The organism is Streptomyces sp. ADI95-17 (assembly GCF_003846175.1).
Classification (GTDB): Bacteria; Actinomycetota; Actinomycetes; order Streptomycetales; family Streptomycetaceae; genus Streptomyces; species Streptomyces sanglieri.
Window position 1 is genome coordinate 104646 of the sequence record NZ_ML123052.1, and the last position, 24215, is coordinate 128860.

The window sequence follows — 24215 nt, forward strand, 5'->3', positions numbered from 1 at the left end:
CGGAAGAACGCCGATGAACCGGACCGCACGGCACGCGACGGCATACGTTGGGGCCCTCACCGGATCACGACGGAGGTGTCCTCGTATGCGGATCGGCACAACGATCTTCCTCACCGACGAAACGATCACGCCGCTGCGGCTCGCCCGCGAGCTCGAACAGCGCGGCTTCGCAGGGCTCTACCTGCCCGAACACACCCACATCCCGGTGAGCAGGGACACCCCCTACCCGATGGGCGGCGAACTCCCGCCCGAGTACGCCCGCACCCTCGACCCCTTCGTCGCGCTCGCCCAGGCCGCCGCCGTCACCGAGCACCTGACCCTGGGCACCGGCATCACGCTCGTCGCCCAGCACGACCCGATCGACCTGGCCAAGCAGATCGCCACCCTGGACCACCTCTCCGGCGGCCGTTTCACGCTGGGCATCGGCTACGGCTGGAACGTGGAGGAGGCCGCCGACCACGGCGTGGACTGGCCGGCCCGCCGCGACCTGGTCCGCGACCGGACGGCCCAGATGCGCGCCCTGTGGGCGGACGAACCCACCGCGTACGACGGCGAGTTCGGCTCGGTCCGGGCCAGCCACGCGTACCCGAAACCGGTCCAGCGGCCTCGCGGCCCGGTGAACGGCCCCCGCACCCTGATCGGCGGCGCGGCGGGTCCGAAGCTCTTCGCCCACATCGCCGAGTACGCCGACGGCTGGCTCCCCATCGGCGGCCGCGGCCTGACCGAGTCCGTACCGAAGCTCCGCGAGGCCTGGGAGGCGGCGGGCCGTGACCCGAAGCACCTCCAGGTCGTCCCCTACGCGGTCCTCCCGAGCGCCGGCAAGCTGACGCACTACGCGGACCTGGGCATCGAGGAGGTCGTCCTGCAACTGCCCCCGGCGGGCGAGGCGGAGGTGCTGCGGGCGCTGGACGGGTACGCGCAGTACCTCTGACGGAGGGGGGAGGGGCGGGCGTCGGCGCTTCCGCCCGCCCTCAAGCCGTTGGCCGTCTTGGGCATATCCCGACGTCCAGTGCTTCGCCTCGACGTGCTCGGTCTGCGGCACTGGATTGGCCGTGAGTGCAACCATTTAGCCGTAATCGGTATCTTCTTCTGTCAAGGATCACGCACGGGCGAGCACGGGAGTGGATCGACGATGAACAGGCCGTTGCGGCACATAGCCATATTTTGCGGGCTGCTGGTGATGGCGCTGCTGGTGCGGGCGAACTGGATCCAGTACGTCAAGAGCGAGCCCCTGGCCAACCACGAGAACAACCGCCGGGTGAAGATCGCCCAGTTCGCCACCCCGCGCGGCGACATCATCGTCGGCAGTGAAGCGGTCACCGGTTCCAAGGCGGTCGAAGGGACGGACTTCAAGTACCGGCGGACCTTCAAGCAGGGCCCGATGTACGCCCCCGTCACCGGATACGCCTCGCAGGCGCAGGGCATGTCCCTGCTGGAGAAGACGTACGACAGCATCCTCAGCGGCCAGGACGACCGGTTCGCGTTCCGGCACGCCAAGGACATCATCACCGGCGAGCCGCGGCGCGGCGGCTCCGTGATCACCACGATCGACCCGAAGGCGCAGAAGGCCGGTTACAAGGGGCTGACCGACCTCAAGGCGCGGGGTGCGGTCGTCGCGCTGGAGCCGGACACGGGGAAGGTCCTGGCCCTCGTCTCCACGCCCTCGTACGATCCGTCCGTCTTCGCCGGGAACTCGTTCAAGGAGGGCGACAAGTTCCAGGCGCTCGTCAAGGACAAGAGCAAGCCGCTGGCCAACCGCCCGCTGCGGGAGACCTTCCCGCCCGGCTCGACGTTCAAGATCCTCACGGCGGCCGCGGCCCTGGAGAACGGGGTGGTCTCCGATGTCGACGCCCGGTCCGACGCCGTCTCCCCGTACCCGCTGCCGCTCTCCACGAACAAGATCGGCAGCGAGGCCGGCGACGCGGTGTGCAACAAGGCGTCCATGAAGACCGCGATGCAGTACTCCTGCAACAACGTCTTCCTCGACGCGGCGTCCAAGGTCGGCGCCGAGAAGATGCGTGAGACCGCGGAGAAGTTCGGCTTCAACGCCGATGTCTACTCCGAGGAGTTCGGCGACATGCTCGCCACCAAGAGCCTCTACCCGACGAAGCTGGACAAGCCCGGAACCGCGCTGACGGGCATGGGACAGGGCAGCCTCACCAGTACGCCGATGCAGATGGCGATGGTGACCGCCGCCCTCGCCAACGACGGCAAGCTGATGCAGCCGTACATCGTCGACGAGCTGCGCGGCCCCGACCTGTCGGTCCTGGAGAAGAACGAGCCGAAGCTCAAGAGCCAGGCCGTTTCCGCGGAGACCGCGAAGAAGGTCCAGGAAATGATGGAGTTCACGGCCAATGAGGGCAGCGCCAAGCGTGCCCTGATCGACGGCGTCACGGTCGGCGGCAAGACCGGCACGGCGCAGCGCGGCGTCAATGTGAACGACGAGGTGCCGTACGGCTGGTTCGTCTCGTACGGCAAGGCCGACGGGAAGTCGGTGGCGGTCGCGGTGTTCATCGACCCGACGGACATGGACATCTCCCGGTCGGACATCTCCGGCGGCCGGCTGGGCGCGCCGATCGCGAAGAGCGTGATGAAGGCGGTACTGGGCAAGTAGTCCCCACGCCGGCCCGGACGCATGTGCGATCATCGTGTGCGATCTTCTTTACGAGTCGCACACATATCGCTTGTGTCCCGGGCCGTCCAGCGTGCGTGCGCCGCTCGTGAAGCCCCGGTTCAAGTGCACACTTCACCGGTCCGGGGGGGAGCGGAATGTCCAACCACCCACGCACGGCCGCAAGATCGGGCAGATCGGGCGGATCGGCGGCGTACGCCGCGCTGCTGCTCGCACTGTCGGTCCTGCTCTCGCTGCTGATTCCCGCAGGGGCCGCGCAGGCGTACGCCCCCGCGGCGACGGCGCCCGACGCCACGGTCGAGGTCGCGGCCGACGCCACGGCCGACGAGGACTGTGCCGTCCTGCCGCTCTCCGGCTTCGGCGAGGCCGCCCCGGCCGAGGGCAGGCCGACGATCCCGGGCGACACCACGGCCTGCTTCACGTTCACGGCCGAGGCCGCCGGGCTGCACAAGGTCGTGGTCGTCGGCGGCGCCAACGGCAGCACGTACGCCTCCGTCCTCGACGGCGGCACGGAGATCGACTGCTACGACCCCAAGTGGGGCGCCGGCTGGTGCCGGCTGCCCCGCTCGGGCGAGTTCACGCTCCGGCTGTTCAACGACTGGTCCGAGACGAGCAGGCCCACCGTCGCGGTCGTCCCCCTCGCCACCACCGAGGGCTGCGCACCCGCGATCGGCACGTCCTGGGACACCGCCCCCGTCGTCGGCTCGGCCGCCGGGCCGACCGCCATCCAGTGCCAGATCTTCAACGGCACGCCGGGTGAGCGGATCACCAACACCATCCGGACGACCGCGTACGGCCAGAGCCTGTCCTGGATCACCGACGAGACCGGCGCCCGGATCTGCCCGTACCCCAACGAGGACGGCAGCAACGGCTGCGTACTGCCCGGTGACGGCCCCTACCGGGTCCTCTCGCAGGTCAGCGAGGCCGAGAACGGCTTCCCCGCCGAGTACACCCTCGCCGTCCGCCGCACCTCCGACCCGGCCGGCTGCGCCCACCCCGCGCTGAACGGCTACAACTCCGGCCCCACGGCCGCCGATCCGGCCCACGGCTGCCGGACCTTCACCGCCCCGGCCGCCGGCCGCTACGACGCGTACTCCGTCCACGACGGCGCACGGTCCCTGCTCGCGGTGTACGACCGGAACGGCAGAACCGCCTGCGCCACCTGGGACGTCTGCACCCTCCCCGCCGCCGGTGAGTACACCGTCTACACCGATGCCGCCACCCTCGTCATCGACCACACCGCCACCACCGGCTGCGAGCCGGTCGAACTCGGCGTGCACCGCTCCGAGTTCTCCGTCGGCGGCGAGATCGACTGTCTGTCCCTGCCGCTCCCCGAGGGCGCCCGGCTGGCGGCGCTGGAGGCCATCTCCGGGCCCGCGCCCCACCCCGACGTGACCGTCGTCGACGCCGACGGCATCCAGCGCTGCGACCCGTCCCGCCTCACCGACGGAACCTGCGGACTCACCGGCAAGGCCCCGTTCCGGGCCCTGGTCTCCAACACCAGCGAGTCGAAGCCGACCGGCCCGTACGCGCTCGTACTGCACCGCACCGACGCGGCGGGCGACTGCCCGGCCTTCCCGGCGGGCGACTTCACCGAGACCGGCCCCACCGCCCGCGTCACCACCGGTGACGGCGTCTTCTCGCGCTGCCTGAGCATTCCGGCGGACGACCACAGCACCCAGGAGAACATCCAGCTCCGGGCCGCACCCGGCACCGCGTCGCTCGCCCAGTTCACCGTCCTGGACGTCCAGGGCAAGCAGATCTGCTCGGCCCGCGCCTCCACCTCCACCTGGACGACCTGCGCACTGACCCCGGGCGTCGCCCACACCGTGCTGGTCACCGGCCGCGACACCCCCGCCGAATACGTCCTGGCCCGCCGCGACGTCACCACGACCGCCAGGGGCTGCACCGCGAACCCGGCGACGAAGCCCGGCGGCCCGTCCACCGGCTCCACCATGGGCGCCCCCGGCGAGCTGCGCTGCCGCCAGGTCACCACCGCCGACGCCAAGGACACCCTGCACATCGACGTCCGCGACCCGCTCGGCGCCGCCAACATCGTGGTGTACGGCGCCGACGGCACCGGCCTGTGCAACAAGAACCGGGCGTGCGCCGTCACCGGCTCCACCCACTACCAGGTCATGGTCACCGTCCCCGCGACGCTGAAGGCCCCCGACTCGTACCGCTTCGACGCCCTGCGCATCGCGGGCCCCGACGGCCCGGCCGCCGAGTGCGAGAAGGTCGCGAGCATCGCCTACGGGTACGGCCCGGTCACCGGCACCCTCGACGAGCAGCACACCGCCGTCTGTGCCGCGCTGCCCACCGGGTACAGCGACCGCTTCAAGATGGAGATCAGCGACACGACCGGCGCCACCGAAACTGCGGTGCCCGCGCTGTACGACCCCAGCCTCGACAACGGCTGCGTGTACGGCACCCCCGGCGGCTACTCGTGCTCGGTGATGGAGCAGTACTCCAGGGAGCTCACCCCGAGCATCCTGGTCCTCTCCCTGCCGGAGAACGCGTCGAAGACCTCGTACAAGGCCGAGGCGGTCTGCTCGGGGCTCTGCGGCCTGGAGCGGGTGGCCGTCACCAAGGTCGCCCCGGCCACCGGCGTCTCCGGTACGAGGACGACGGTCACGGTCACCGGCACCGCCCTGCACAAGGACGACCGCGTCGTGCTGAGCGTCCTCGGCCGGCGGATCGAGGCGACCACCGTCGCGGTCGCGCCCGACCGCCGCACTCTGACCGCCGAGCTCGACCTGACCGGCGAGGCCGAGGGCACCTGGGGCCTGAGCGTCATCACGCACGGCGGAACCCAGTACCTCAAGGGTGACTTCACCATCACCCCGGCCCCGCTCCGCAACAGCGCACCGCCGTCGATCGGCACCACCGCCCGCGTCGGCGACCGCCTCACCGCGTCCCCCGGCACCTGGGCCCCCGCCCCGACGTCGTACACCTACCAGTGGAACGCCGACGGGCAGCCGATCACCGGCGCGACCGCGTCCGGCTACACCGTCCCGGTCTCGCTGCTCGGCAAGAAGATCGGCGTCACTGTCACGGCCCGCCGCACCGGCACGGCGGACGTCCCGGCCGCCTCGGCGGCGCTCACGGTCGCCAAGGGTGCGGCGCCCAGGGTGACGACCGCCCCGAAGATCACCGGCTCCGTGAAGGTGGGCGCCAAGCTGACCACCACGAGCGGCAGTTGGACACCCGCCGCGTCCTCCTACGGCTACCAGTGGAAGGCCGACGGCAAGGCGATCAAGGGCGCGACCTCGTCCACGTACACCGTCCCGGCCTCGCTGCTCGGCAAGTACGTCACCGTCACCGTCACGGCCCACCGCACCGGTCACACCGACGGTTCCACGACGCCCGCCTCGGTGAAGGTCGCCACGGGCAGCGCGCCCAAGGCCACCAAGCAGCCCACGATCTCCGGCACCGCGAAGGTGGGCCGCACCCTCAAGGCGGCGAAGGGCAGTTGGACGCCCGCCCCGACCTCGTACGGCTACCAGTGGTACGCCAACGGCAAGGCGATCTCGGGCGCGACCAAGTCCTCGCTGACCCTCAAGTCCGCCCAGCGCGGCAAGAAGATCACCGTGAAGGTGACCGCCCGCCGCACGGGCCACGCCAGTGGCTCCGCCACCAGCAGGGCGACCAAGGCGGTCGCCCGCTGACAACGGTGAGCCGAACGGAACGGCCGGGTATCCCACTGACACGGGATGCCCGGCCGTTCCGTCGTTCTGGCCGCTCCGTCGCTCCGCCGCTCTGCTGCTCCGTCCTCCGTCCTCCGTCCTCCGTCTTGCCCTGGTGGACGGCGGCACACGGGCACTGCTGAACAGCCTGCGGCCGATGGTGGTCTGGGAGCCGCCCGTGCTGACCGTCGGCTACCCGGTCGAGCGGGACCCGCGAGCAGGGCTCCATCGGCTGGAGCCCCGTCTGGTCGGTCCGCAACTGCTGACACCCGGCCAGCACAGCGGCATCGGTATGGATATGCGTGGGACGACTCCTTTGAACCCGACCGGTCCTGCGGCGTCACACCTTGAGTCTGTCCGAAATGACAGGTATGGGGTCTGTCGGTACGTTCGCCGCAGGTTGGCCGTCCGGCCGACGTCTCTGAGACGGAGAGAAGTGACATGCCCTCGCGTACCTTCACGGTGGCCGCCGCCGTAGTCAGCACAGTGGTCCTTGCCGCCGGCATCACCTATGCCTCGACCGACGGATCCACTCAGGCCGAACCGGCCCCCGCGCGGGCCGAGCAGCCCGTCCACCGGGCTGCCCCGCCCGCCCGGCAGGCCGTTCCCGCACCGGCCCCCGTCGGCAGCGAAAGCGGAACGGAGGACAAGGGGGACAAGGGGGGCAACGGCGGCGGCGACGAGGGCTCCGACCGCGGTGGGCGCGACGACGAGGGCGGCGACCGCGGCGGGCGGGACGACGAGGGCGGCCGGGGCGGGCGGGACGACGAGGGTGGCGGCCGGGGCGGGCGCGACCGGGGCCACGACCGGAAGAGGGAGAGGATCTTCTTCAACGAGCGGGAGTACGGCGCCTATCCGGGGGGCTGTATCCCCGCGGCCAGCGGGCTGGGATCGAGCAGCTTCAGCATCTACAACGACAGCCGGCATGCGGTCGAGGTCTTTCGGGGGTTCGCCTGTGACGGCGGTTCTCCGGTCGCCACGGTCGGCCCCTACGGCAGCACCTACGGTGTTGTGACGCCCAACGTCCGAGGCGGCGGGTTCATCGACAACGGCGTCGCGGGCAGCTTCCGGGTGATCGGCCACGACGAGGAGTGGTGACGGTCCGGACCCCCACGAGGCACGGGAGGCGGCGGGCCGGGACCTCTCAGCTCCCGGACAGCAGCGACGGCAGCTTGCGCATGTCGTCGAAGACGACGGTGTCCGGGCCTTCCAGCCAGTGCGCCGGAGTCAGGCCGCCCGCGTAGCCGAATGCTCGCATTCCGGCCGAACGGGCGGCCTGCACACCGTACTTGCTGTCCTCGACGACCACACAGGCGGCGGGTTCGACACCCATTCGCCGGGCCGTGTGAAGAAAGAGATCGGGGGCGGGCTTTCCGTGTGCGACCTCGGTGGCGCTGAAGATGCGTCCCTCGAAGTGCGCGTAGAGCCCGGTGCGGCCCAGGGTGTGGCGCATCTTCTCGTGGCTGCCGCTGGACGCCACGCAGGTGGGGAGCGCGATGGCGGCCAGCGCTTCGTGGATCCCCTCCACCGCGACGAGTTCACGGTCGACCGCCTCGCGGTGGAGGGCCTCGAAGCGCTGCTGCCAGGCGGCGGACGTGCCGGGCAGCCGGGCGTCGACCAGGGCTCCGATGGACTTGTTCGACCTGCCGACGAACTTCTCGACGACCTCCTCGGCCGTCAGCGGCCATCCCAGCTCGGCGCCCACCTGGACCTGGATGCGTACGGCGATCCGTTCGCTGTCGACGAGAACGCCGTCACAGTCGAATATGACGAGCTCAGGGGCTGTGAACATCCGGTAAGGATACGGAGAACGGCAGAGACCGCACCCGTTCGGCCCGAGGCCACGGCGGCCCGGCTCCTTTGGTAGCGTGCGCGGCACCCCCGCCACCCCACCAGCTGACAGCGGGCCGGCGCGTAGTCGCTCTCCCGCTGGGAATCCTGATGAAGGAAAAGCCGTGAACACGACTTCCCGCACAATATCCGGCATAGTGGCCGCCACCGCGTTGTTCGGCGGCGCCATGGTGGCCACCGCCGGCCCGGCCGCCGCCGCGAGCTATCACTGCACCACCAGCAAGCACTCCGTCGACAACCCGGCTTATGGCGGCGTCTACGCCGACAACTTCGACTTCAGCGTGCAGCTCTGCGCGAAGCGGTCCAGCGGCAACATCTACACCTACGCCAAGATCAGCTGGGACGGTCCGGCCTGGTTCGTCGACGGCCCCAGCGAGTTCGACGCCGCCCGCTTCCACCTTCAGACCAAGAAGAGTGTGTCCGGCCCCGACAAGGTCGTGAAGTGGGCCAACTACACCGGCATCAAGACCCGTCTTGAGCACGGTGACTACAAGGGCAACGGCAGTTACACGACCGGTGTCCTCAAGTACGCGGCCGGGTCCGGCCGTTACCTCGCCGACGGATTCCTCCAGCTGGACTGGGACAAGGACGGCAAGGGCTACCGGAACACGACGTTCTCGGCCTCTCCGACCGTCTGACCCGAACGGCTCGCCCCGCACCGGTTCGTGGATTCCCGCGACCCGGTGCGGGTGCGCTCAGCCCTGTGCGGAGACCGGTGGAAGCCGGTGACGATCGGTCGCGCAGTCGTGGCAGTCGCCCGGGATCGGGGAGCGGAAGGCCCGGTCGCAGCGGTCGCAGTTCTGGAGCGGAGCTGCGGGCAGGTCCGGGGTCGGTGGGGGTGGCAGGAGAGCCGTGAGCCGGTGCCGGAGCAGCTTCGCGGGGTGCTTGAGGGGCTGCGGGAGGTCGGCGGTGAGCGCCTGCCGGAGGGCGGCGGGCGAGGCGCCCCGTTCGAACCAGGTGGCGGCGGCGGGGGCGAGCAGGACGACATCCTTCTCGCTGAGCGTGATCCGGGGCGCGTGGCGCGGGAGATCGGTGAGCAGCGCGGTGGCGGCGCGGAGGAGCTGAGGGAGCTCCTTGCGCGGCTGGGGAAGCGGCGGGGGCGGGGCCTTGGCGGGCGCGGACGCCGGTGCGGGCGCGGGCGTCGGTGCGGGCGCTGGTGCCGGGGCGCTGGGCCTGTGGGGCGGCCTGGGCGCCGGGGCCGGGTGCCGTTGCGCGGTGCCGGTCGGCTGGTTGTAGGAGCACGTACGCGTGACGACACGGCCGTTGGGCAGCCGCTCGCGGGTACGGCTCAGATAGCCGTGGGCCTCCAGTTCGCGTAACGCGGCGGCGATGCGGGCCTCGCTCTCGGGGAAGCGCTCGGCGAGCTTCTTGACGCCGATCCGCGCCCCGGCGGGAAGCGACTGGATGTACGTCGAGAGCCCGATCGCCAGCAGGGACAGTTCGCGGTGCTGGGCGAGGTGGTTGCCGATGACCGTGAACCGGCTGGTCTGGCGGGTGTTGACGTGGCGGATGCCGGACGTCGGCGACCCGCCCGCGCGAACGGAGGGCGCGGAGCGTGCGGGCACGCTAACCTGCTGTGTATCCATCGGGAAGGTTGAGTCTTCCTAGGTGGTCAGGCCCTCGTTCGGGATCATCACTCCCGGCCGAGGGCCGACGTACGTGTGCGGCTGTGTTGGCGTGAGCATATGCCCGCAAGCCGCCCCGAAATCCAGCTGAGTTGCCCGATGTCACCCGCGCGAGTGACAGGGACCCGCAGGTGAAAGACATGGGTCGGGTTGGGTTTTTCGTACGTCCTCAAGACAAAGACTTAAAAGCTTTTACGTCGCTGCGCACCGCGACCCGGTCAGCCGCGTCCCGGTCCACCGGGTCGCGGCTGTCACGACCCGGTGGACGCCCGCCGCAACAGGGCGCTCAGCCCTGCTGCGCGTACGAAACGAACGCCGCCCAGGCGCCGGGGGCGACGTCGAGTTGGGGCCCCTGGACGTTCTTGGAGTCACGGACGTGGACAGCGGCGGGGCAGGTCGCGACCTCGACGCACTCGCCACCCTCGCCGCTGCTGTAGCTGCTCTTGCGCCACTCGTATGCGATCTCGATGCAGTTGCCGCCTTCGCCGTCGCTGTGGCTGCTCTTGAACCAGTGCAGTTGCTCGGTGTTCATAGCTCTCCCAGCATCTTCTCGATCAGCATCAGGGACTCCCTCGGGGTGAGAGCCTGCGCTCGGATGATCCCATAGCGCTCGCTGAAGACGCGGACCTCCTCGGGGTCGGTGATCAGCCGGGGATTCCCGTAGAGCTCCGTGTAGACGGCCTGCTGGCGCCCCTTGGGGGTGATCAAGGTGAACGTGCCGCCAATCGCAGCATGTTCCTCCCGGAGCGTCGGCATGACCTGGATCTCCACCGTCCGCAGCCTTCCGATGTGCATGAGTCGTCGCAGTTGCTCTGCGTGGACAGCCCCGCCTCCGATTGGTCGCCGCAATACGGTTTCTTCCAGTACGTAGCTGAAGGTCGGCGCAGGCCAGCGCTCGAAGATCTGCTGCCGATCCAGTCGGTCCGCGACGCGCTTCTCGATGGTCGCCTCATCCAGCAACGGGCGGCGCTGCGTGAAGACGGCCCGTGCGTACGCCTCCGTCTGGAGCAGGCCGGGCACGACCTGGGCGCTGTACTCGTGCAGCGCAAGTGCCTCCGCCTCCACCCGGGCGTAGTTCCGGAACCAGTCCGGATGGCGAGTGCGCGCTCGCGCCAGCGCCACTTGCACCTCGCCGACGGCGGCAGACAGCACCCCGCAGGCATTGAGGAGCGGGTCCACGCGGGCCAGGAAGTCAGGCTGCGGCGTGCGCACACCCCGTTCCACCGCCGAGATCAGGTCTTCTCCACAGTGGGCCGCGAGACCCAAGTCCTTCTGACTCATGCCCGCGTGTTCGCGCAGCACCTTGATCTGTTTGCCCAGCGCTTTGAACAGGTGCGCCGTTCCATCCGACTCGGCCGGATGCTCCGGCCTCTCTTCGCGTTCCGTGTTCGTCATCCGCCCCGCACCGCTTTCTGATCGCCCGGTCACGGCCGACGCCCCGTACAGCCGACCGGGCGTGCCCGTACAGCTACTCGGTGTCGTGGTGTCACTCCTGGTCAGCGTACGAGCAACCGGACACGCTGAGTCACATGAACGCCGAAATCACCCTTGCGGGCGCCGAGTTCGTCCAACGCTTCAGCGCCACCCGTCGAGGCGCCCGGCTGGCCCGCCGGCTCGCCGCACATCAACTGGACAAGTGGGGTGTGCCGTACGGGAGCGAGCTGTCCGACGACGTCACGGTGATCGTGTCCGAGCTGGCGGCCAACGCGGTGCTGCACGGGCTCGTACCGGGGCGGGACTTCGAGCTGCGGCTGATCGCCCTCGCGGACACGCTCCGTATCGAGGTGTCGGACGCGCGGGGCGAACGGGGGCCGGAGGTCCGGCCCTCCCGTCCCGGCGCCGAATCGGGGTTCGGTCTGCACCTGGTCGCGGCGTTGGCGACGTCGTGGGGAGTGAAGGACCGGGTCGTCGGCAAGACGGTCTGGGCGGAGTGCGTCACGGAGCGGAAATGGTCAGGGGTCTCCTTGACCTGAAGTGCGATTGAGTTTCTACCGTTTCCTCTGGTTGATCGTCCGACGATGGGAGAACGCGCCGTGATCCTCGTGACCGGAGCCACCGGAAACATTGGCAGTGCACTGCTGAAGGAACTGCACGCATGCGGTGCCGGGCCGCTGAGGGGGCTCACCCGTGATGCCGCGCGGGCCACCTTCCCCGAAGGGGTCGAGGCCGTGGAGGGCGACCTTGCGGCGTCGGCGTCGTTGAAGCACGCACTGGAGGGGGTACGTGCGCTGTTTCTTGTGTCGCGCCTGGGGCCGGACGCCGACATCATCGAAGCCGCACGGCAGGCGGGTGTGGAGCATGTGGTGATGGTGTCGTCGATCACCGCCCAGACCCATCCGCACCTGGGCCCTGCCGGTGAGAACCTCGCGGTGGAACGGCTGCTCAAGGAGAGCGGTATGGCCTGGACGATCCTGCGGCCGACGCAGTTCGCCTCGAACGCCCTGATGTGGGCGGCTTCCATCCGTGAGCATGAGTTGGTCCGCGCGCCGTACGCGGACACAGCACTGCCGACCATCCACCCTGCGGACATCGCGTCGGTGGCACGGGTGGCGCTGACCGAGCCCGGCCACCAGGAGCGCACGTACGCCTTGACCGGTCCGGAGCCGGTGACAGCCCGTCGGCAGGTCGAGGCCATCGCGGCAGCACTGGGCCGGGAGGTGCCCTTCGCCGAGATCAGCCGCCGGGAGGCCCACGCGCAGATGGCCGCGGTCTTCGGAGCCGAGGCCGCGGACGCGGTGCTCGACGTCACGGGCGGTGACGTCAACGACGAGTTGCTGGCGGTGCGCGACACGGTCGCACAGGTCACCGGAACCCCGGCCCGGCCGTTCCAGCAGTGGGCTATGGAGAACGCCGCCGCCTTTCGCTGAATCACCTGCGCGTCCGGTGTCGGACAACTGCGGGCACGGGCTGTGCTCCCCCGTCCCGAGGACGCGGAGGCAAAGGCCGAGGCAGCAGCAGACGACGAGGGTGACACCAGGGACGGCGACGGTGGCAACAGCGGTACGTGAATGCCTCTCGAAGGCGCAGCGCTCGGCGATGCACCTGGAGATGCGGGACAGCTACATGTGCGACGACCCGGAGTTCATCCGCCGGCAGGGCGGGCACCGGTATGACCCGGCCGACCGCGAGTCGTGGTGGCACTGGTGGGACGAGCAGGGGCGGACAGGGTTCGAGCGCTTCGGGCTCACCGTTGACGGTGACGGCGAGCGGGTGTGGCTCGACGGGCCGGGCAGCCCTGCTGGAAAAGGACCAGCCCTGCGGGCCGGCACCTCGCCCAGCGGCCCACCTCACGCCGGCCACGACCCGGTGAACGTCAGCCGAGGCGGCCGACGTGGATCACGATGATGGTGACCTGGGCTTCTTTGATCTCGTACAGCACGCGATAGCGCCCCACGTGCACGCGTCGTAGCGTGGGTGAGCCGTAGGGCGCCGAGCCCTGTGGCAGAGGGTTGTCGGCGAGCATGTCGACAGCATCCATCAACTGGCGCAAGCCGTCGGGGTCGTCCTTGAGGAACCGGGCAGCTTGGTCGATGGCGTGCTCGTCCCAGGTGATCAGATACGTCAACGCTGCTCCAGGCCGAGTCGTGCACGGACCTGGTCATGCGGGACAGTCTTCACGGCGCCGACGGCCTGGCGTGCCTGGTACTGGGCGAGAGCCAGCGCGTCCTCCAGCTCGGCCAGCTCCTGGGGGTTGATCAGTATGGCTGCGGGTTGGCCGTGGTCGGTGATGGTGATGCGTTCCCGCGCGTTGGAGGCTCTGCGGACGAGAGAGCCGAAGCGGGCGCGGGCTTCAGTGATCGGCAGCGTGTCACTCATGTGCAGAAGTGTACACTTGTCGCATGTTGTGTCCAGTTGATGGCTACGGGTGAACCGACTTCCTGGGGCGTGAATGGATCTGCCGACGGCCGAGCCGGCTTGAACTTCTCCGCGGTCCGCGGCCCGTTGCCGGACGCCTCCGGCACCGCGCTCTACTGCCAGGTCGCGGTGTCGGGGTCGATGCCGTGGGCGCGCGCCTCGGCGTCGACGATGCGGCGGAACCAGGTGGCGAGGCCGGCGCGGATGCCGTCGTAGTGGGCGGCGAACGCCGGGTCGGCCTCGTACATGCGGCCGAGACAGACCTGCATCTGTCTGGTGAGGGGAAAGTACGAGGCGAAGACCTCGCGGTGCCGCTCGACGAGCCGGTTCGCCTCCGGGCTGCCAGGTGTGACGCCGGCGTCCATCGCATCCCCGAGGGCGCGGTCGAGGGCGGCGACGGCGTCGGCGACGGTCTGCCATTCCTCCGGACCGCGAGAGGCCGAGCGTTCGGCGTACTGCCGCCATTGCGTGGTGTCTCCCCAGAGTTGACGGGCCCGGGCCGGCCCGTCCGGGTCCCACTGGGGGCCGAAGACCGCGGCCTGCTGCTCTGCGGTCAGCAGCAGGCCGCGCTCGTGGGCGTCGATCATCCGGTCCAGTCCGGCGCCGAGCTGCCGGAGGCGCTCGATCCGTTCCGAGACCTGGGCGCGCTGCGCGCGCAGCGCACCGGGTACGTCCGTGGCCGAGTCGTCCAGGACGGCCTGAATCCGGTCCAGGCCGAGACCGATCTCGCGGTAGACGACGATGCGGTGCAGGCGTTCCAGGTCACCGGCGGTGTAGAGCCGGTATCCGGCGGCCGTGCGCAGCGACGGTCGCGCGAGACCGATCTCGTCCCAGTGGTGCAGCGCGCGGACCGTCACGCCCAGGCGTTTCGAGACCTGACCGACGGCCAGCCCGTCGGCGTCAGTGGCATCAGGCATGCTCCTGATTGTCGCCGCGACCGGCGCCCGGTGGAGTGATCCCGATGGCTTCAAGGTTCCGCGCCTCCTGACTGGCCGGATCGAAGGGCTTCGCCGCGGTGAGAACGATCCGTGCGTTCTCGGGGGTGACCACCTCCACATCGCGGGTGTTCCAGGGGGTGTCCCGCGGACCGTCGACCGAGTCCGGGCGCAACGCACGACAGGCCTCCACCAGGGAATCGACCTGGCCGAGCACGCACGAGAAACTGAGGCTCATCGCCGGTGCCTGCTCCGGAACGCTCTCCGCCCGGAGAAGGAGTACGTCCTGGAACGCCCATCGGCGCAGATGCACCAGCGTGCCGGGGATGCTGAACAGCTCGAAGAACCCGAGCCCTCGAATCCAGAAGTCCACCGACGCCGCCAGATCGGTCGTGGCGATCGTCGCGAAAGCGGGCATTCCATAGATGCCACGGAACAGTTCCGGCGGAACCGCATCCGGGCCGGGAGTGGGTACGGGGCTCATTTCGAACGCGTTGTAGTGGTCGCTCATGCACCCCACGTTCCGGCCTCACGCAACGTGAGGGTCAAGCCGGATTCCGATGTGCCCGCGTCGGCTCGATCGTTACCGCGCCACACAGGCCGTGAGGTGCGAGGTCCCGGACGGTGAGCGGGATGCCGCGGCGTCCGTGCCGCCGGCCCCGCCCTCTCCGTACCCACCGACGCCTTCACGTCCTTCACCCCGGGCCAGATGCCCTGGTCCGGGGCGCGGGCCCCGCTCGTATGCTCGGGTCCATGACCGATCCTCAGCGCGGACGTCCGACGACCAATTCCATGCGGCGTGCCCTCAAGCGAGCCCGTGACGGTGTCGCTCTCGATGTGGCCGAGGCCGCCGTACTGCTCCAGGCGCGGGGCGAGGACCTGACCGACCTTGCCGCCTCGGCCGCCCGGGTGCGGGACGCCGGGCTCGAAGCCGCGGGGCGGCCGGGGGTGATCACGTACTCGCGCAAGGTCTTCATCCCGCTGACCCGGCTCTGCCGCGACAAGTGCCACTACTGCACCTTCGTCACCGTCCCCGGCAAGCTCCGGCGGGCCGGGCACGGGATGTTCCTGTCGCCGGACGAGGTGCTGGACATCGCCCGCGAGGGCGCGGCCATGGGGTGCAAGGAGGCGCTGTTCACGCTCGGCGACCGGCCGGAGGACCGCTGGCCCGAGGCGCGGGAGTGGCTGGAGGCCGAGGGGTACGACGACACCCTCGCGTACGTACGCGCCATGGCGATCCGGGTCCTTGAGGAGACCGGACTGCTGCCCCACCTCAACCCGGGCGTCATGACCTGGACCGATCTTCAGCGGCTCAAGCCCGTCGCCCCGTCCATGGGGATGATGCTGGAGACGACGGCCACCCGCCTGTGGTCCGAGCCGGGCGGCCCGCACCACGGTTCCCCGGACAAGGAACCGGCCGTGCGGCTGCGGGTGCTGGAGGACGCGGGGCGGTCCAACGTCCCGTTCACCACCGGCATCCTGATCGGCATCGGGGAGTCGTACGAGGAGCGCGCCGACTCGCTCTTCGAGCTGCGCAAGACCGCCCGCGCCTACCACGGCATCCAGGAAGTCATCGTCCAGAACTTCCGCGCCAAGCCGGACACCGCGATGCGCGGCATGCCGGACGCCGAGCTGGAGGAGCTGGCCGCCGCCATCGCCGTGGCCCGGCACATCCTCGGCCCGTCCGCCCGCATCCAGGCCCCGCCGAACCTCGTCGACGCCGAGTACGCGCTGATCGTCGGCGCCGGGATCGACGACTGGGGCGGGGTTTCGCCGCTCACGCCCGACCATGTGAACCCCGAGCGGCCCTGGCCGCACATCGACGAACTCGCCGCGAAGACCGCCGAGTCGGGCTTCGCGCTGCGGGAGCGGCTCACCATCTACCCGGAGTTCATCCGGCGCGGCGAGCCGTGGCTCGACCCCCGCCTGCTGCCGCACGTCCGCGCGCTCGCGGACCCGGAGACGGGGCTCGCCCGCGAGGACGCCGTCCCCGCCGGGCTGCCCTGGCAGGAGCCCGACGAGGAGTTCGGCGCCACCGGCCGCACCGATCTGCACCGCACCATCGACACCGAGGGCCGCACCGGCGACCGCCGCGAGGACTTCGACGAGGTGTACGGGGACTGGGAGGCGCTCCGCGAGGCCGCCGCGCCCGGCATGGTGCCGTCCCGGATCGACGGCGATGTGCGCGAGGCGCTGAGCCAGGCCGCCGACGACCCGACGAAGCTCACCGACGAGCAGGCGCTCGCCCTGCTCCACGCGGACGGCCCGGCGCTCGACGAGCTGTGCCGGATCGCGGACACGCTGCGGCGCGACGTGGTCGGCGACGACGTCACCTACATCGTCACCAGGAACATCAACTTCACCAATGTCTGCTACACCGGCTGCCGGTTCTGCGCCTTCGCCCAGCGGCGCACCGACGCCGACGCGTACACCCTCTCCCTGGACCAGGTCGCGGACCGGGCCGCGCAGGCGTGGGACGTCGGCGCGGTCGAGGTCTGCATGCAGGGCGGCATCCACCCGGACCTGCCCGGCACCGCGTACTTCGACATCGCGAAGGCGGTGCGCGAACGCGTGCCCGGCATGCATGTGCACGCCTTCTCGCCGATGGAGGTCGTCAACGGCGCCACCCGCACCGGGATGTCGATCCGGGACTGGCTGATCGCGGCGAAGGAGGCCGGGCTCGGCTCGATCCCCGGCACGGCGGCCGAGATCCTGGACGACGAGGTCCGCTGGGTCCTCACCAAGGGCAAGCTGCCCACGGCGACCTGGCTGGAGGTCATCAGGACCGCCCACGAAGTGGGTCTGCGCTCGTCCTCCACGATGATGTACGGGCACGTCGACCAGCCGCGCCACTGGCTCGGCCATCTGCGGACGCTGGCCCGGCTCCAGCAGGAGACCGGCGGCTTCACGGAGTTCGTGACGCTGCCGTTCATCCACACCAACGCACCGGTCTACCTCGCGGGCATCGCCCGCCCCGGCCCCACCGACCGCGACAACCGGGCCGTCACCGCCATGGCCCGGCTGCTGCTCCACCCGCACATCACCAACATCCAGACCAGCTGGGTCAAGCTCGGCACTGAGGGGGCGGCCGAGATGCTGCGCTCCGGCGCCAACGACCTGGGCGGCACGCTGATGGAGGAGACCATCTCCCGGATGGCCGGGTCGAGTTACGGCTCGTACCGCTCCATCCAGGACCTCATCGCCATCGCGGAGCTCGCGGGACGCCCGGCGAAGCCGCGTACGACGCTGTACGGGGAGGTCCCCGAGGAGCGGGTGGCGGCGGCGGGGGCGTCCGACGGGCACCTTCCGGAGCTGCTGCCGGTGCTGCCGGACTGAGGAGCGCGTCCCCCGCCCGGCCCGGCCGGCTCTCCCGTCACTTCCGCCAGAACAGGTGGTGGGTCATGCCGCTCGGGCTGGGCACGACGTCGAGGTGGAAGCGGTCGCGCAGCTCGTCGGGGGACTCCCAGAGCCGCACCCCGGAGCCGAGCTTCACCGGGGAGACCGCCACGTGCAGGGTGTCCACCAGGCCGGCGTCGAGGAACTCCCGGATGGTGGTGGCCCCGCCGCCGAGCCGGACGTCCTTGCCGCGCGCCGCTTCCCGCGCCCGTTCGAGGACCGTGGCCGGGTCGGCGTCGACGAAGTGGAACGTGGTGTCGGAGAGCGTGAACGAGGGCCGCTCGTGGTGGGTCAGCACGAACACCGGGGTGTGGAACGGGGGCTCGTCGCCCCACCAGCCGAGCCAGTCGTGGTCGGTCCAGGGCCCGCGCTGGGGGCTGAACTTGTTGCGGCCCATGATCTCGGCGCCGATGTTGTGCGCGAAGTCCCTCGTGAGGTAGTCGTCCAGGCCCCGGCTGCCGCCGGGGTCGGTGCGGTTGGGCCAGCTCGCCGTGGCACCGGCCCAGGACATCAACGCCCCGGGGTCGGCGTGCCCGAAGGGGCGTTCGAGGCTCTGGTTCTCGCCGGCGCCGAATCCATCACTGGAGACGGTGAAGTTCTGGACCTTCAGCAGCTGAGTCACGTGTTTCTCCCGCGCTTTCGATGTTCGATCGGTGATCCGGCAATGGTGACTGCCCGAAGTGGGCAAACTCATCGCCGACACTCGCCGGATCCGGTCATCGGGCGGTCATCGGGTGGTCGACGGGCGGTCGGCAGGCGTTCCACCTCGCCGGAAAGTGGTCTCCGACCAGTCAAAAACGACCTGCGGGACGTCCGCCCACATACCCACGCGTACCTGTTTCCGCTCTCTCTACCGACCGTTCCCGTTCGATTACAGTGCTGCGCAGTCGCAGACGGGCCGGCCTGCCGGCCGACGGGGGAGGGGCACGGTGAGCACAGGGACCACGGCTGTGTGGGGCCGTGTCGAACAGCAGGACTTCCGCAGCCGGGTGCGCGGCGCGCTGCTGGGCGGGGCCATCGGGGACGCGCTGGGGGCGGGGGTCGACGGGCTCACGCTCGAAGAGATCCGCGAGGCCCACGGCGCCGACGCGGTCACCGACCTCGTACCCGCGTACGGCGGACGCGGCACCGTCACCGCCGTCACCCAGCTCACCCTGTTCACCGTCGACGGGCTGATCCGCGCCCAGGTCCGCCGCGACACCGGGGCCTGGCACCCGCCCACCGATGTGCACCGGGCCCATCTGCGGTGGGCGGCCACCCAGCACGACTGGGGGCCCGACGAGCGCCGCGAGGACAACGGCTGGCTGGCCCGGCAGGAGTGGCTGTACGCGCGTCGCGGCCCGACCCGGGAATGCCTGACGGGGCTCGGCGACACCACCATGGGCACCCTCGACCAGCCCAAGAACCCCCAGGCGCGGGACTCGGCCGCCCTCACCCGGTCCGTGCCGTTCGGGCTGCTCGTCGGCTGGGAGCCCCAGCTCGTCCTCCAGCTCGCCGTGGAGTGCGCAGCCCAGACCCACGGCCACCCCGACGCACTGCTCTCCGCCGGCGCCCTCGCCGTCATGGTGCACGGCCTGGCCCGGGGCGAGACCCTGGACGGCTCCGTCCAGCACGCGCTGGCCCTGCTCGCCGAGCGCCCGGGGCACGAAGCGGTCACCGAGGCGCTGAAGCAGGCCCTCGGCACGGTGCGCCAGGGCATCCCGGGGCCCGCCCTGATCGAGTCGCTGGGGGCCACGGACGCGGCGGAGGAGGTCCTCGCCGTCGCCGTGTACTGCGCGCTGGTCGGTGAGGACATACGCCACGGGCTGCGGCTGGCCGTCAACCACGGCGGGCCCTCCAGGGCCACCGGGGCCCTGTGCGGGGCGCTGCTCGGCGCGCTGCACGGCGAGACCGCGCTGCCGCCCGCCTGGCTCGCCGAACTGGAGGGCCGGCCGACGGTGCTGGAGCTCGCGGACGACTTCGCCATGGAGATGACGCAGGGCCCGGCCCTGCACAGCCCGTCGGCCGCCGCACCGGGCTGGCTGGCCCGCTACCCGCGCGCCTGAGCGCCCCGCACGGGCCGGGGTACGGCCGGCCGCCGTACCCCGCCGGGCGTCAGTCCTTCAGGCCCTCGGAGACGGCCGTGTCCCCGGAGCCGGGCTGCGCCGGAACGCTCGCTCCGGCCGCCGCGCCACCACCGGCACCCTCACCGTCCCCGTCCGAGTTGATCTGCTCGATGATCGCGTCGCGCTCGGGGGTGTCCTCCGGTTTGACGAAGCCGATCACGATGTAGAGGACCAGCGAGATCGCCAGCGGCAGGGCCACCTGGTACTGGAGCGCGACATCCGTCTTCACCGAACCGTCGAAGTCGTAGTTGGTGAAGTAGAACGCCAGCAGCCCCGCCGCCCAGCTGGTGAGCGCGGCCGTCGGGCCGGACCTGCGGAAGCCGCGCAGCAGGCCGAGCATGAACGGGATCGCGATCGGGCCCATCAGACCGGCGACCCACTTGATGACGACCGAGATGATGTCCTTGAACGTCGGTGAGTTGATCTGGGTGGCGAGCGCCATCGACAGGGCGAGGAAGCCGAGCGTCGAGAGCCGCGCCGCCAGCAGGCCCGCCCGGCTGCCCCATTCGCGTGCCGACTTGGACAGGACCGGGGCGATGTCCCGGGTGAAGACCGCCGAGATGGCGTTGGCGTCCGAGGAGCACATGGCCATCGTGTGCGAGAAGAACCCGACGACGACCAGCCCCAACAGGCCGTGCGGCAACAGCTGTTCGGTCATCAGGGCGTAGCTGTCCGAGGCGTCCGGCTTCTGCGCGTGCACCAGCAGCGGGGCACACCACATCGGGAAGAACAGCACCGTCGGCCAGACCAGCCACAGCGCGGCGGAGAGCCGGGCCGAGCGCTTCGCGGCCGCGGCGGACTCCGTGGCCATGTAGCGCTGCGCCTGGTTCCACATGCCGCCGTTGTACTCGAAGGTCTTGATGAAGAGATACGCCAGCAGGAAGGTCACGGTGTACGGGCCGGCCGTCGGGTCCGTGTGCCCCTCGGGCAGCTTGTCCCAGACCGTCCACAGGGTGCTGAAGCCGTCGAGCTCGCTCATGGCGGTCACGAGCATCGCGACGCCGGCGAGGAGCTGGATGATGAACTGGCCCAGCTCAGTGAGCGCGTCCGCCCAGAGGCCGCCGACCGTGCAGTAGACGGCGGTGATGCAGCCGGTGATGAAGATGCCCTGGGTGATCGAGATGCCGGTGAAGACGGAGAGCAGGGTGGCGATGGCCGCCCACTTGGCGCCGACGTCCACGATCTTCAGCAGCAGCCCGGACCAGGCGAGCGCCTGCTGCGTCTGGATGTTGTAGCGGTTCTTCAGGTATTCGAGCGGGGACGCGACATGCAGCCGTGAGCGCAGCCGGTTGAGCCGGGGAGCGAAGAGCTGGGCGCCGATGCCGATGCCGATGGCGATCGGCAGCGACCAGGTGACGAAGGACGTCACGCCGTACTGGTAGGCGATACCGGCGTAACCGGTGAACATCACCGCGCTGTAGCCGGACATGTGGTGCGAGATGCCGGAGAGCCACCACGGCATCCTGCCGCCCGCGGTGAAGAAGTCACTGACGTTGTCCACGCGCTTGTGGGACCAGAGCCCGATCGCGACCATCACACCGAAGTAGCCGATGAGCACGACCCAGTCGAGACTGTTCATGTGCCCCCTCCTGGGGTCCGCCTTGTGAACGGGGAACGCACTTCGCCAGTACGGCCGTTCAGCGGGGCCCCGTGCGGGAGCGGGGACATCGGGGATTGAACCGCCTGCCCGGTACCCCGGTCAAGGTTTTCGCGGTCAGGGATGTGAACGCAGATCAGCAATTCGAACGATTTTGCTCGCTCTTGACTTACGCGGTCGTTGTCGCCGACGTGACGGCGGACACACGATGAGCGGGCACTTCGTCAGGTTGTGCAGAGAGCGCACTGTGGAGAACGAGGAACGCCGCACGGGATGCGGGTCCCGTGCGGCGGAGAAGGGGAGGCTCATCGCGTCAGTCGCCTGCCGCGTCGGTTGCTTACCGCATCAGTCGTCTACCGCATCAGCTCGCCCGCGTTGACCAGGAGCGACTGTCCGGTGATCGCCCGCGCCCGGTCCGAGGCCAGGAAGGTGACGGCCTCGGCGACATCGCCGTCGGTGGCCGGCTCCGGGAGTGCCATGCGCTCGGTGAGCCTGCCCAGCACCTCGGCCTCGGGCACCCCCTCGCTGTGCGCCGTGAACTGTACGAACGCCTGCACCGGCGGCCCCCACATCCAGCCCGGCAGCACCGTGTTCACCCTGATCCGGTGCGGGCCCAGCTCCTGCGCCATGGAGTACATGGCCGAGGTGAGTGCCCCCTTCGAGGCCGCGTACGCCGCCTGCCGGACCTGGGTCGGCGCGGCCACCGCGGACTGCGTACCGATGATCACGACCGAGCCGCCGCGCTCCTTGAGGGCGGGCAGACAGGCGCGGGTCATCCGCAGGGTGCCGAGCAGATTGACGTCGATCACCGACTGCCAGGTCGCGAAGTCGGCGTCCTCGATCCCGCCGAAGCAGCTGTCCCAGGCGGCGACATGGACCACCGCGTCGATCCGCCCGAACCGCTCCAGGGCCAGCGCGGCGAGCGCCTCGCACTGCGCCTCGTCGGTGATGTCGGTGGCCAGCCGGGCGGTGTGCCGGCCGTCCGGGTCGATCTCGGCCGCCGACTTGGCGAGATTCGCGGCGGTGCGCGCCCCGAGCACCGCGTTGCCGCCGTCCCGTACGACCGCCGCCGCGACCCGGTGCCCGAGCCCGGCGCCCACCCCGGACACGACGACGGTCTTCCCCGCTAACAACATCGGTGGCCTCCCGGCTCTGGCAGAACGTCTGACGGGGCGTCAGAGTAGGACGCCGCTGCGGAGTACGGAAGGGGAACGGCATGAGCGACGAGACACGGAGCGACACCTACGCCGAACTGGCCGCGCTGGGGCCGTACGGCGTCCATCCCGGCCACGCGCTGATCACCATGGTGGAACCGCACCCGGGCCATGAGTACGCGTACAACCGCTGGTACGAGGACGACCACTACTACGCGGGTGCGATGGCGATGCCCTGGATGTTCGCCGGGCGCCGCTGGGTGGCCACCCGGGAGCTCCAGGAACTGCGCTACCCGGAGGCGTCGGCGGTCGCGCAGCCCGTCACGGCCGGCTGCTACCTGTCGACGTACTGGGTGACGGACGGGCGCTACGACGACCACATGAAGTGGACCGTGGGCATCAACAAGCGGCTCAACCGGGACGGCCGGGTCCACCAGGCCCGGACCCATGTGTTCACCGCGTTCCAGGACCACGAGGCGACGGTCTACCGGGACGGTGCGGCGGGGCCCCGGGACTTCCACGCCCTGGACCACCCCTACCGGGGGCTGGTCCTCGAAGTGATCGACGCCGAAGAGGCCGGGGCGCGGGGCGAGTTGCTGGAGTGGCTGCGGTCGCGGCATCTGCCGAAGCGGCTGGCCGGCTCGCCCGCGGCGATGGTGACCGTCTTCCGGCCCACGCCGCTGCCGGGCGACCGGATGAGCTATGTGAAGCAGGTCGAGGGCGTCGACACCCGGCTGACCCTGCTGTGGTTCCTCCAGGAGGACCCGCGGGAGTGCTGGAACGAGCACTTCACCGGGCTCGACGCGGCGGTCGCGGAATCCGGCCTGGGGCGGGTGGAGCTGGTGGCACCGTTCATCCCGACGGTGCCGGGGACCGACCTGTACGTGGATCAGCTGCGCTGAGCGGCTTCACCGGGCGGTTCCGGTCGCCCGGCCTCCCGTCGGATCGGGCACCGAGCCCCCTCGGCCAGGACGGCGGACCAGTCGAGAGGGCTGACGGCAGCACCGGATCCGGCGCCGCGATGCGAACGGGAAATCATCGGTCAGGCGTCGAGCGCAGCCTCGCCGACATCACGCACGAATGCGTTCCAGGCGGCGGGGACGAACGTGATCGAGGGGCCCTCGGGGGCCTTCGAGTCACGCACCGCAATTGCCTGGGTGAGAGGGGACTTGACTTCGACGCAGGCGCCGTTGCCCCCGGAATACGAGGACTTCGTCCACTTGTCCGTAGCACCCTGACGAATGGCCATGTTCACTCCGGTTCAAAGAGTCGCGTGAATGACACCAACACCGTTCCGGTTGGCGTGATCGACGCTACTCGCCAAGCTCCTTGCGCGAAGGGGGCGTTCACTCGACCGAGTGGTATATACCAGGTAGATC

The 24215-nt window shown here is 70.3% G+C and carries 23 protein-coding genes; 11 read left to right on the forward strand and 12 right to left on the reverse strand.

Annotation, left to right across the window (positions count from 1 at the left end):
* Positions 1-85: 85 nt before the first annotated feature.
* The 4 genes from EES42_RS37735 (at position 86) to EES42_RS45225 (ending at position 7416) form a co-directional block, all read left to right on the forward strand.
* Positions 86-931, forward strand: a complete 846-nt coding sequence (locus EES42_RS37735) for an LLM class F420-dependent oxidoreductase (protein ID WP_124722724.1) — start codon at positions 86-88, stop codon at positions 929-931.
* A gap of 201 nt (positions 932-1132) precedes the next feature.
* Complete coding sequence (locus EES42_RS37740) at positions 1133-2614, forward strand: peptidoglycan D,D-transpeptidase FtsI family protein (RefSeq protein ID WP_124722725.1); 1482 nt, start codon at positions 1133-1135, stop codon at positions 2612-2614.
* Between the two features lie 155 nt (positions 2615-2769).
* Positions 2770-6300, forward strand: coding sequence for a hypothetical protein (locus EES42_RS37745; RefSeq protein ID WP_124722726.1), 3531 nt, complete (start codon positions 2770-2772; stop codon positions 6298-6300).
* Positions 6301-6759: 459 nt separating this feature from the next.
* On the forward strand, positions 6760-7416 hold the full coding sequence (locus EES42_RS45225; RefSeq protein ID WP_164495477.1) for a hypothetical protein: 657 nt from the start codon (positions 6760-6762) through the stop codon (positions 7414-7416).
* 46 nt (positions 7417-7462) lie between these two features.
* On the opposite strand, the gene EES42_RS37755 is transcribed toward EES42_RS45225, so the two are convergent.
* Positions 7463-8110: an HAD family hydrolase gene (locus EES42_RS37755; RefSeq protein WP_124722727.1), complete on the reverse strand. Its 648-nt coding sequence runs from the start codon at positions 8108-8110 to the stop codon at positions 7463-7465.
* A gap of 163 nt (positions 8111-8273) precedes the next feature.
* On the opposite strand from EES42_RS37755, the gene EES42_RS37760 reads away from it, so the two are divergent.
* Complete coding sequence (locus tag EES42_RS37760) at positions 8274-8807, forward strand: hypothetical protein (RefSeq protein ID WP_124722728.1); 534 nt, start codon at positions 8274-8276, stop codon at positions 8805-8807.
* Between the two features lie 57 nt (positions 8808-8864).
* Here the strand turns inward: EES42_RS37760 and EES42_RS37765 are convergent, their stop codons facing one another.
* The 3 genes from EES42_RS37765 to EES42_RS37775 all read right to left on the reverse strand — a co-directional run bounded on the left by EES42_RS37765 (position 8865) and on the right by EES42_RS37775 (position 11189).
* Complete coding sequence (locus EES42_RS37765; RefSeq protein WP_124722729.1) at positions 8865-9755, reverse strand: helix-turn-helix domain-containing protein; 891 nt, start codon at positions 9753-9755, stop codon at positions 8865-8867.
* Positions 9756-10080: 325 nt separating this feature from the next.
* Positions 10081-10326, reverse strand: a complete 246-nt coding sequence (locus tag EES42_RS37770) for a DUF397 domain-containing protein (RefSeq protein ID WP_124722730.1) — start codon at positions 10324-10326, stop codon at positions 10081-10083.
* Entirely contained in the window at positions 10323-11189 is an 867-nt protein-coding gene (locus tag EES42_RS37775; RefSeq protein ID WP_124722731.1) for a helix-turn-helix domain-containing protein, read from the reverse strand. Before EES42_RS37775 ends, EES42_RS37770 begins: the two co-directional genes overlap by 4 nt.
* Before the next feature lie 134 nt (positions 11190-11323).
* On the opposite strand from EES42_RS37775, the gene EES42_RS37780 reads away from it, so the two are divergent.
* The 3 genes from EES42_RS37780 (at position 11324) to EES42_RS45820 (ending at position 13139) form a co-directional block, all read left to right on the forward strand.
* Positions 11324-11767, forward strand: coding sequence for an ATP-binding protein (locus EES42_RS37780; protein ID WP_124722732.1), 444 nt, complete (start codon positions 11324-11326; stop codon positions 11765-11767).
* Positions 11768-11827: 60 nt separating this feature from the next.
* Positions 11828-12661, forward strand: coding sequence for an NAD(P)H-binding protein (locus tag EES42_RS37785; RefSeq protein WP_124723009.1), 834 nt, complete (start codon positions 11828-11830; stop codon positions 12659-12661).
* Positions 12662-12782: 121 nt separating this feature from the next.
* The gene (locus EES42_RS45820) at positions 12783-13139 is read left to right on the forward strand and encodes a hypothetical protein (RefSeq protein WP_124722733.1); all 357 of its coding nucleotides are present in this window, start codon (positions 12783-12785) and stop codon (positions 13137-13139) included.
* Here EES42_RS45820 and EES42_RS37795 read toward each other — a convergent pair.
* The 4 genes from EES42_RS37795 to EES42_RS37810 form a co-directional block, all read right to left on the reverse strand.
* A complete protein-coding gene (locus EES42_RS37795; RefSeq protein WP_124722734.1) occupies positions 13108-13359 on the reverse strand; it encodes a type II toxin-antitoxin system RelE family toxin in 252 nt (83 codons plus the stop codon). The genes EES42_RS45820 and EES42_RS37795 overlap by 32 nt on opposite strands.
* A complete protein-coding gene (locus EES42_RS37800) occupies positions 13356-13610 on the reverse strand; it encodes a type II toxin-antitoxin system Phd/YefM family antitoxin (RefSeq protein WP_124722735.1) in 255 nt (84 codons plus the stop codon). Before EES42_RS37800 ends, EES42_RS37795 begins: the two co-directional genes overlap by 4 nt.
* Before the next feature lie 152 nt (positions 13611-13762).
* Positions 13763-14566, reverse strand: a complete 804-nt coding sequence (locus tag EES42_RS37805) for a MerR family transcriptional regulator (protein WP_124722736.1) — start codon at positions 14564-14566, stop codon at positions 13763-13765.
* Positions 14559-15095: a VOC family protein gene (locus EES42_RS37810; RefSeq protein WP_124722737.1), complete on the reverse strand. Its 537-nt coding sequence runs from the start codon at positions 15093-15095 to the stop codon at positions 14559-14561. The genes EES42_RS37805 and EES42_RS37810 overlap by 8 nt, the downstream gene beginning before the upstream one ends.
* A 242-nt stretch (positions 15096-15337) precedes the next feature.
* Here EES42_RS37810 and EES42_RS37815 point away from each other — a divergent pair, with 242 nt between their 5' ends.
* Complete coding sequence (locus EES42_RS37815) at positions 15338-17920, forward strand: bifunctional FO biosynthesis protein CofGH (protein ID WP_206433794.1); 2583 nt, start codon at positions 15338-15340, stop codon at positions 17918-17920.
* A gap of 37 nt (positions 17921-17957) precedes the next feature.
* On the opposite strand, the gene EES42_RS37820 is transcribed toward EES42_RS37815, so the two are convergent.
* The gene (locus EES42_RS37820) at positions 17958-18602 is read right to left on the reverse strand and encodes a dihydrofolate reductase family protein (protein ID WP_124722739.1); all 645 of its coding nucleotides are present in this window, start codon (positions 18600-18602) and stop codon (positions 17958-17960) included.
* Positions 18603-18909: 307 nt separating this feature from the next.
* Here EES42_RS37820 and EES42_RS37825 point away from each other — a divergent pair, with 307 nt between their 5' ends.
* Positions 18910-20025, forward strand: a complete 1116-nt coding sequence (locus tag EES42_RS37825; RefSeq protein WP_124722740.1) for an ADP-ribosylglycohydrolase family protein — start codon at positions 18910-18912, stop codon at positions 20023-20025.
* Between the two features lie 49 nt (positions 20026-20074).
* Here the strand turns inward: EES42_RS37825 and EES42_RS37830 are convergent, their stop codons facing one another.
* Both EES42_RS37830 and EES42_RS37835 read right to left on the reverse strand, forming a co-directional pair.
* Positions 20075-21664 carry a sodium:solute symporter family protein gene (locus EES42_RS37830; protein ID WP_124722741.1) on the reverse strand — a complete coding sequence of 530 codons (1590 nt, stop codon included), beginning with the start codon at positions 21662-21664 and terminating at the stop codon, positions 20075-20077.
* Between the two features lie 371 nt (positions 21665-22035).
* Positions 22036-22818, reverse strand: coding sequence for an SDR family oxidoreductase (locus EES42_RS37835; protein ID WP_124722742.1), 783 nt, complete (start codon positions 22816-22818; stop codon positions 22036-22038).
* Positions 22819-22898: 80 nt separating this feature from the next.
* Between EES42_RS37835 and EES42_RS37840 the strand changes: the two genes are divergently transcribed.
* Positions 22899-23738: a hypothetical protein gene (locus tag EES42_RS37840; RefSeq protein WP_124722743.1), complete on the forward strand. Its 840-nt coding sequence runs from the start codon at positions 22899-22901 to the stop codon at positions 23736-23738.
* A gap of 140 nt (positions 23739-23878) precedes the next feature.
* Here the strand turns inward: EES42_RS37840 and EES42_RS37845 are convergent, their stop codons facing one another.
* Complete coding sequence (locus EES42_RS37845; RefSeq protein WP_124722744.1) at positions 23879-24085, reverse strand: DUF397 domain-containing protein; 207 nt, start codon at positions 24083-24085, stop codon at positions 23879-23881.
* Positions 24086-24215 lie beyond the last annotated feature (130 nt).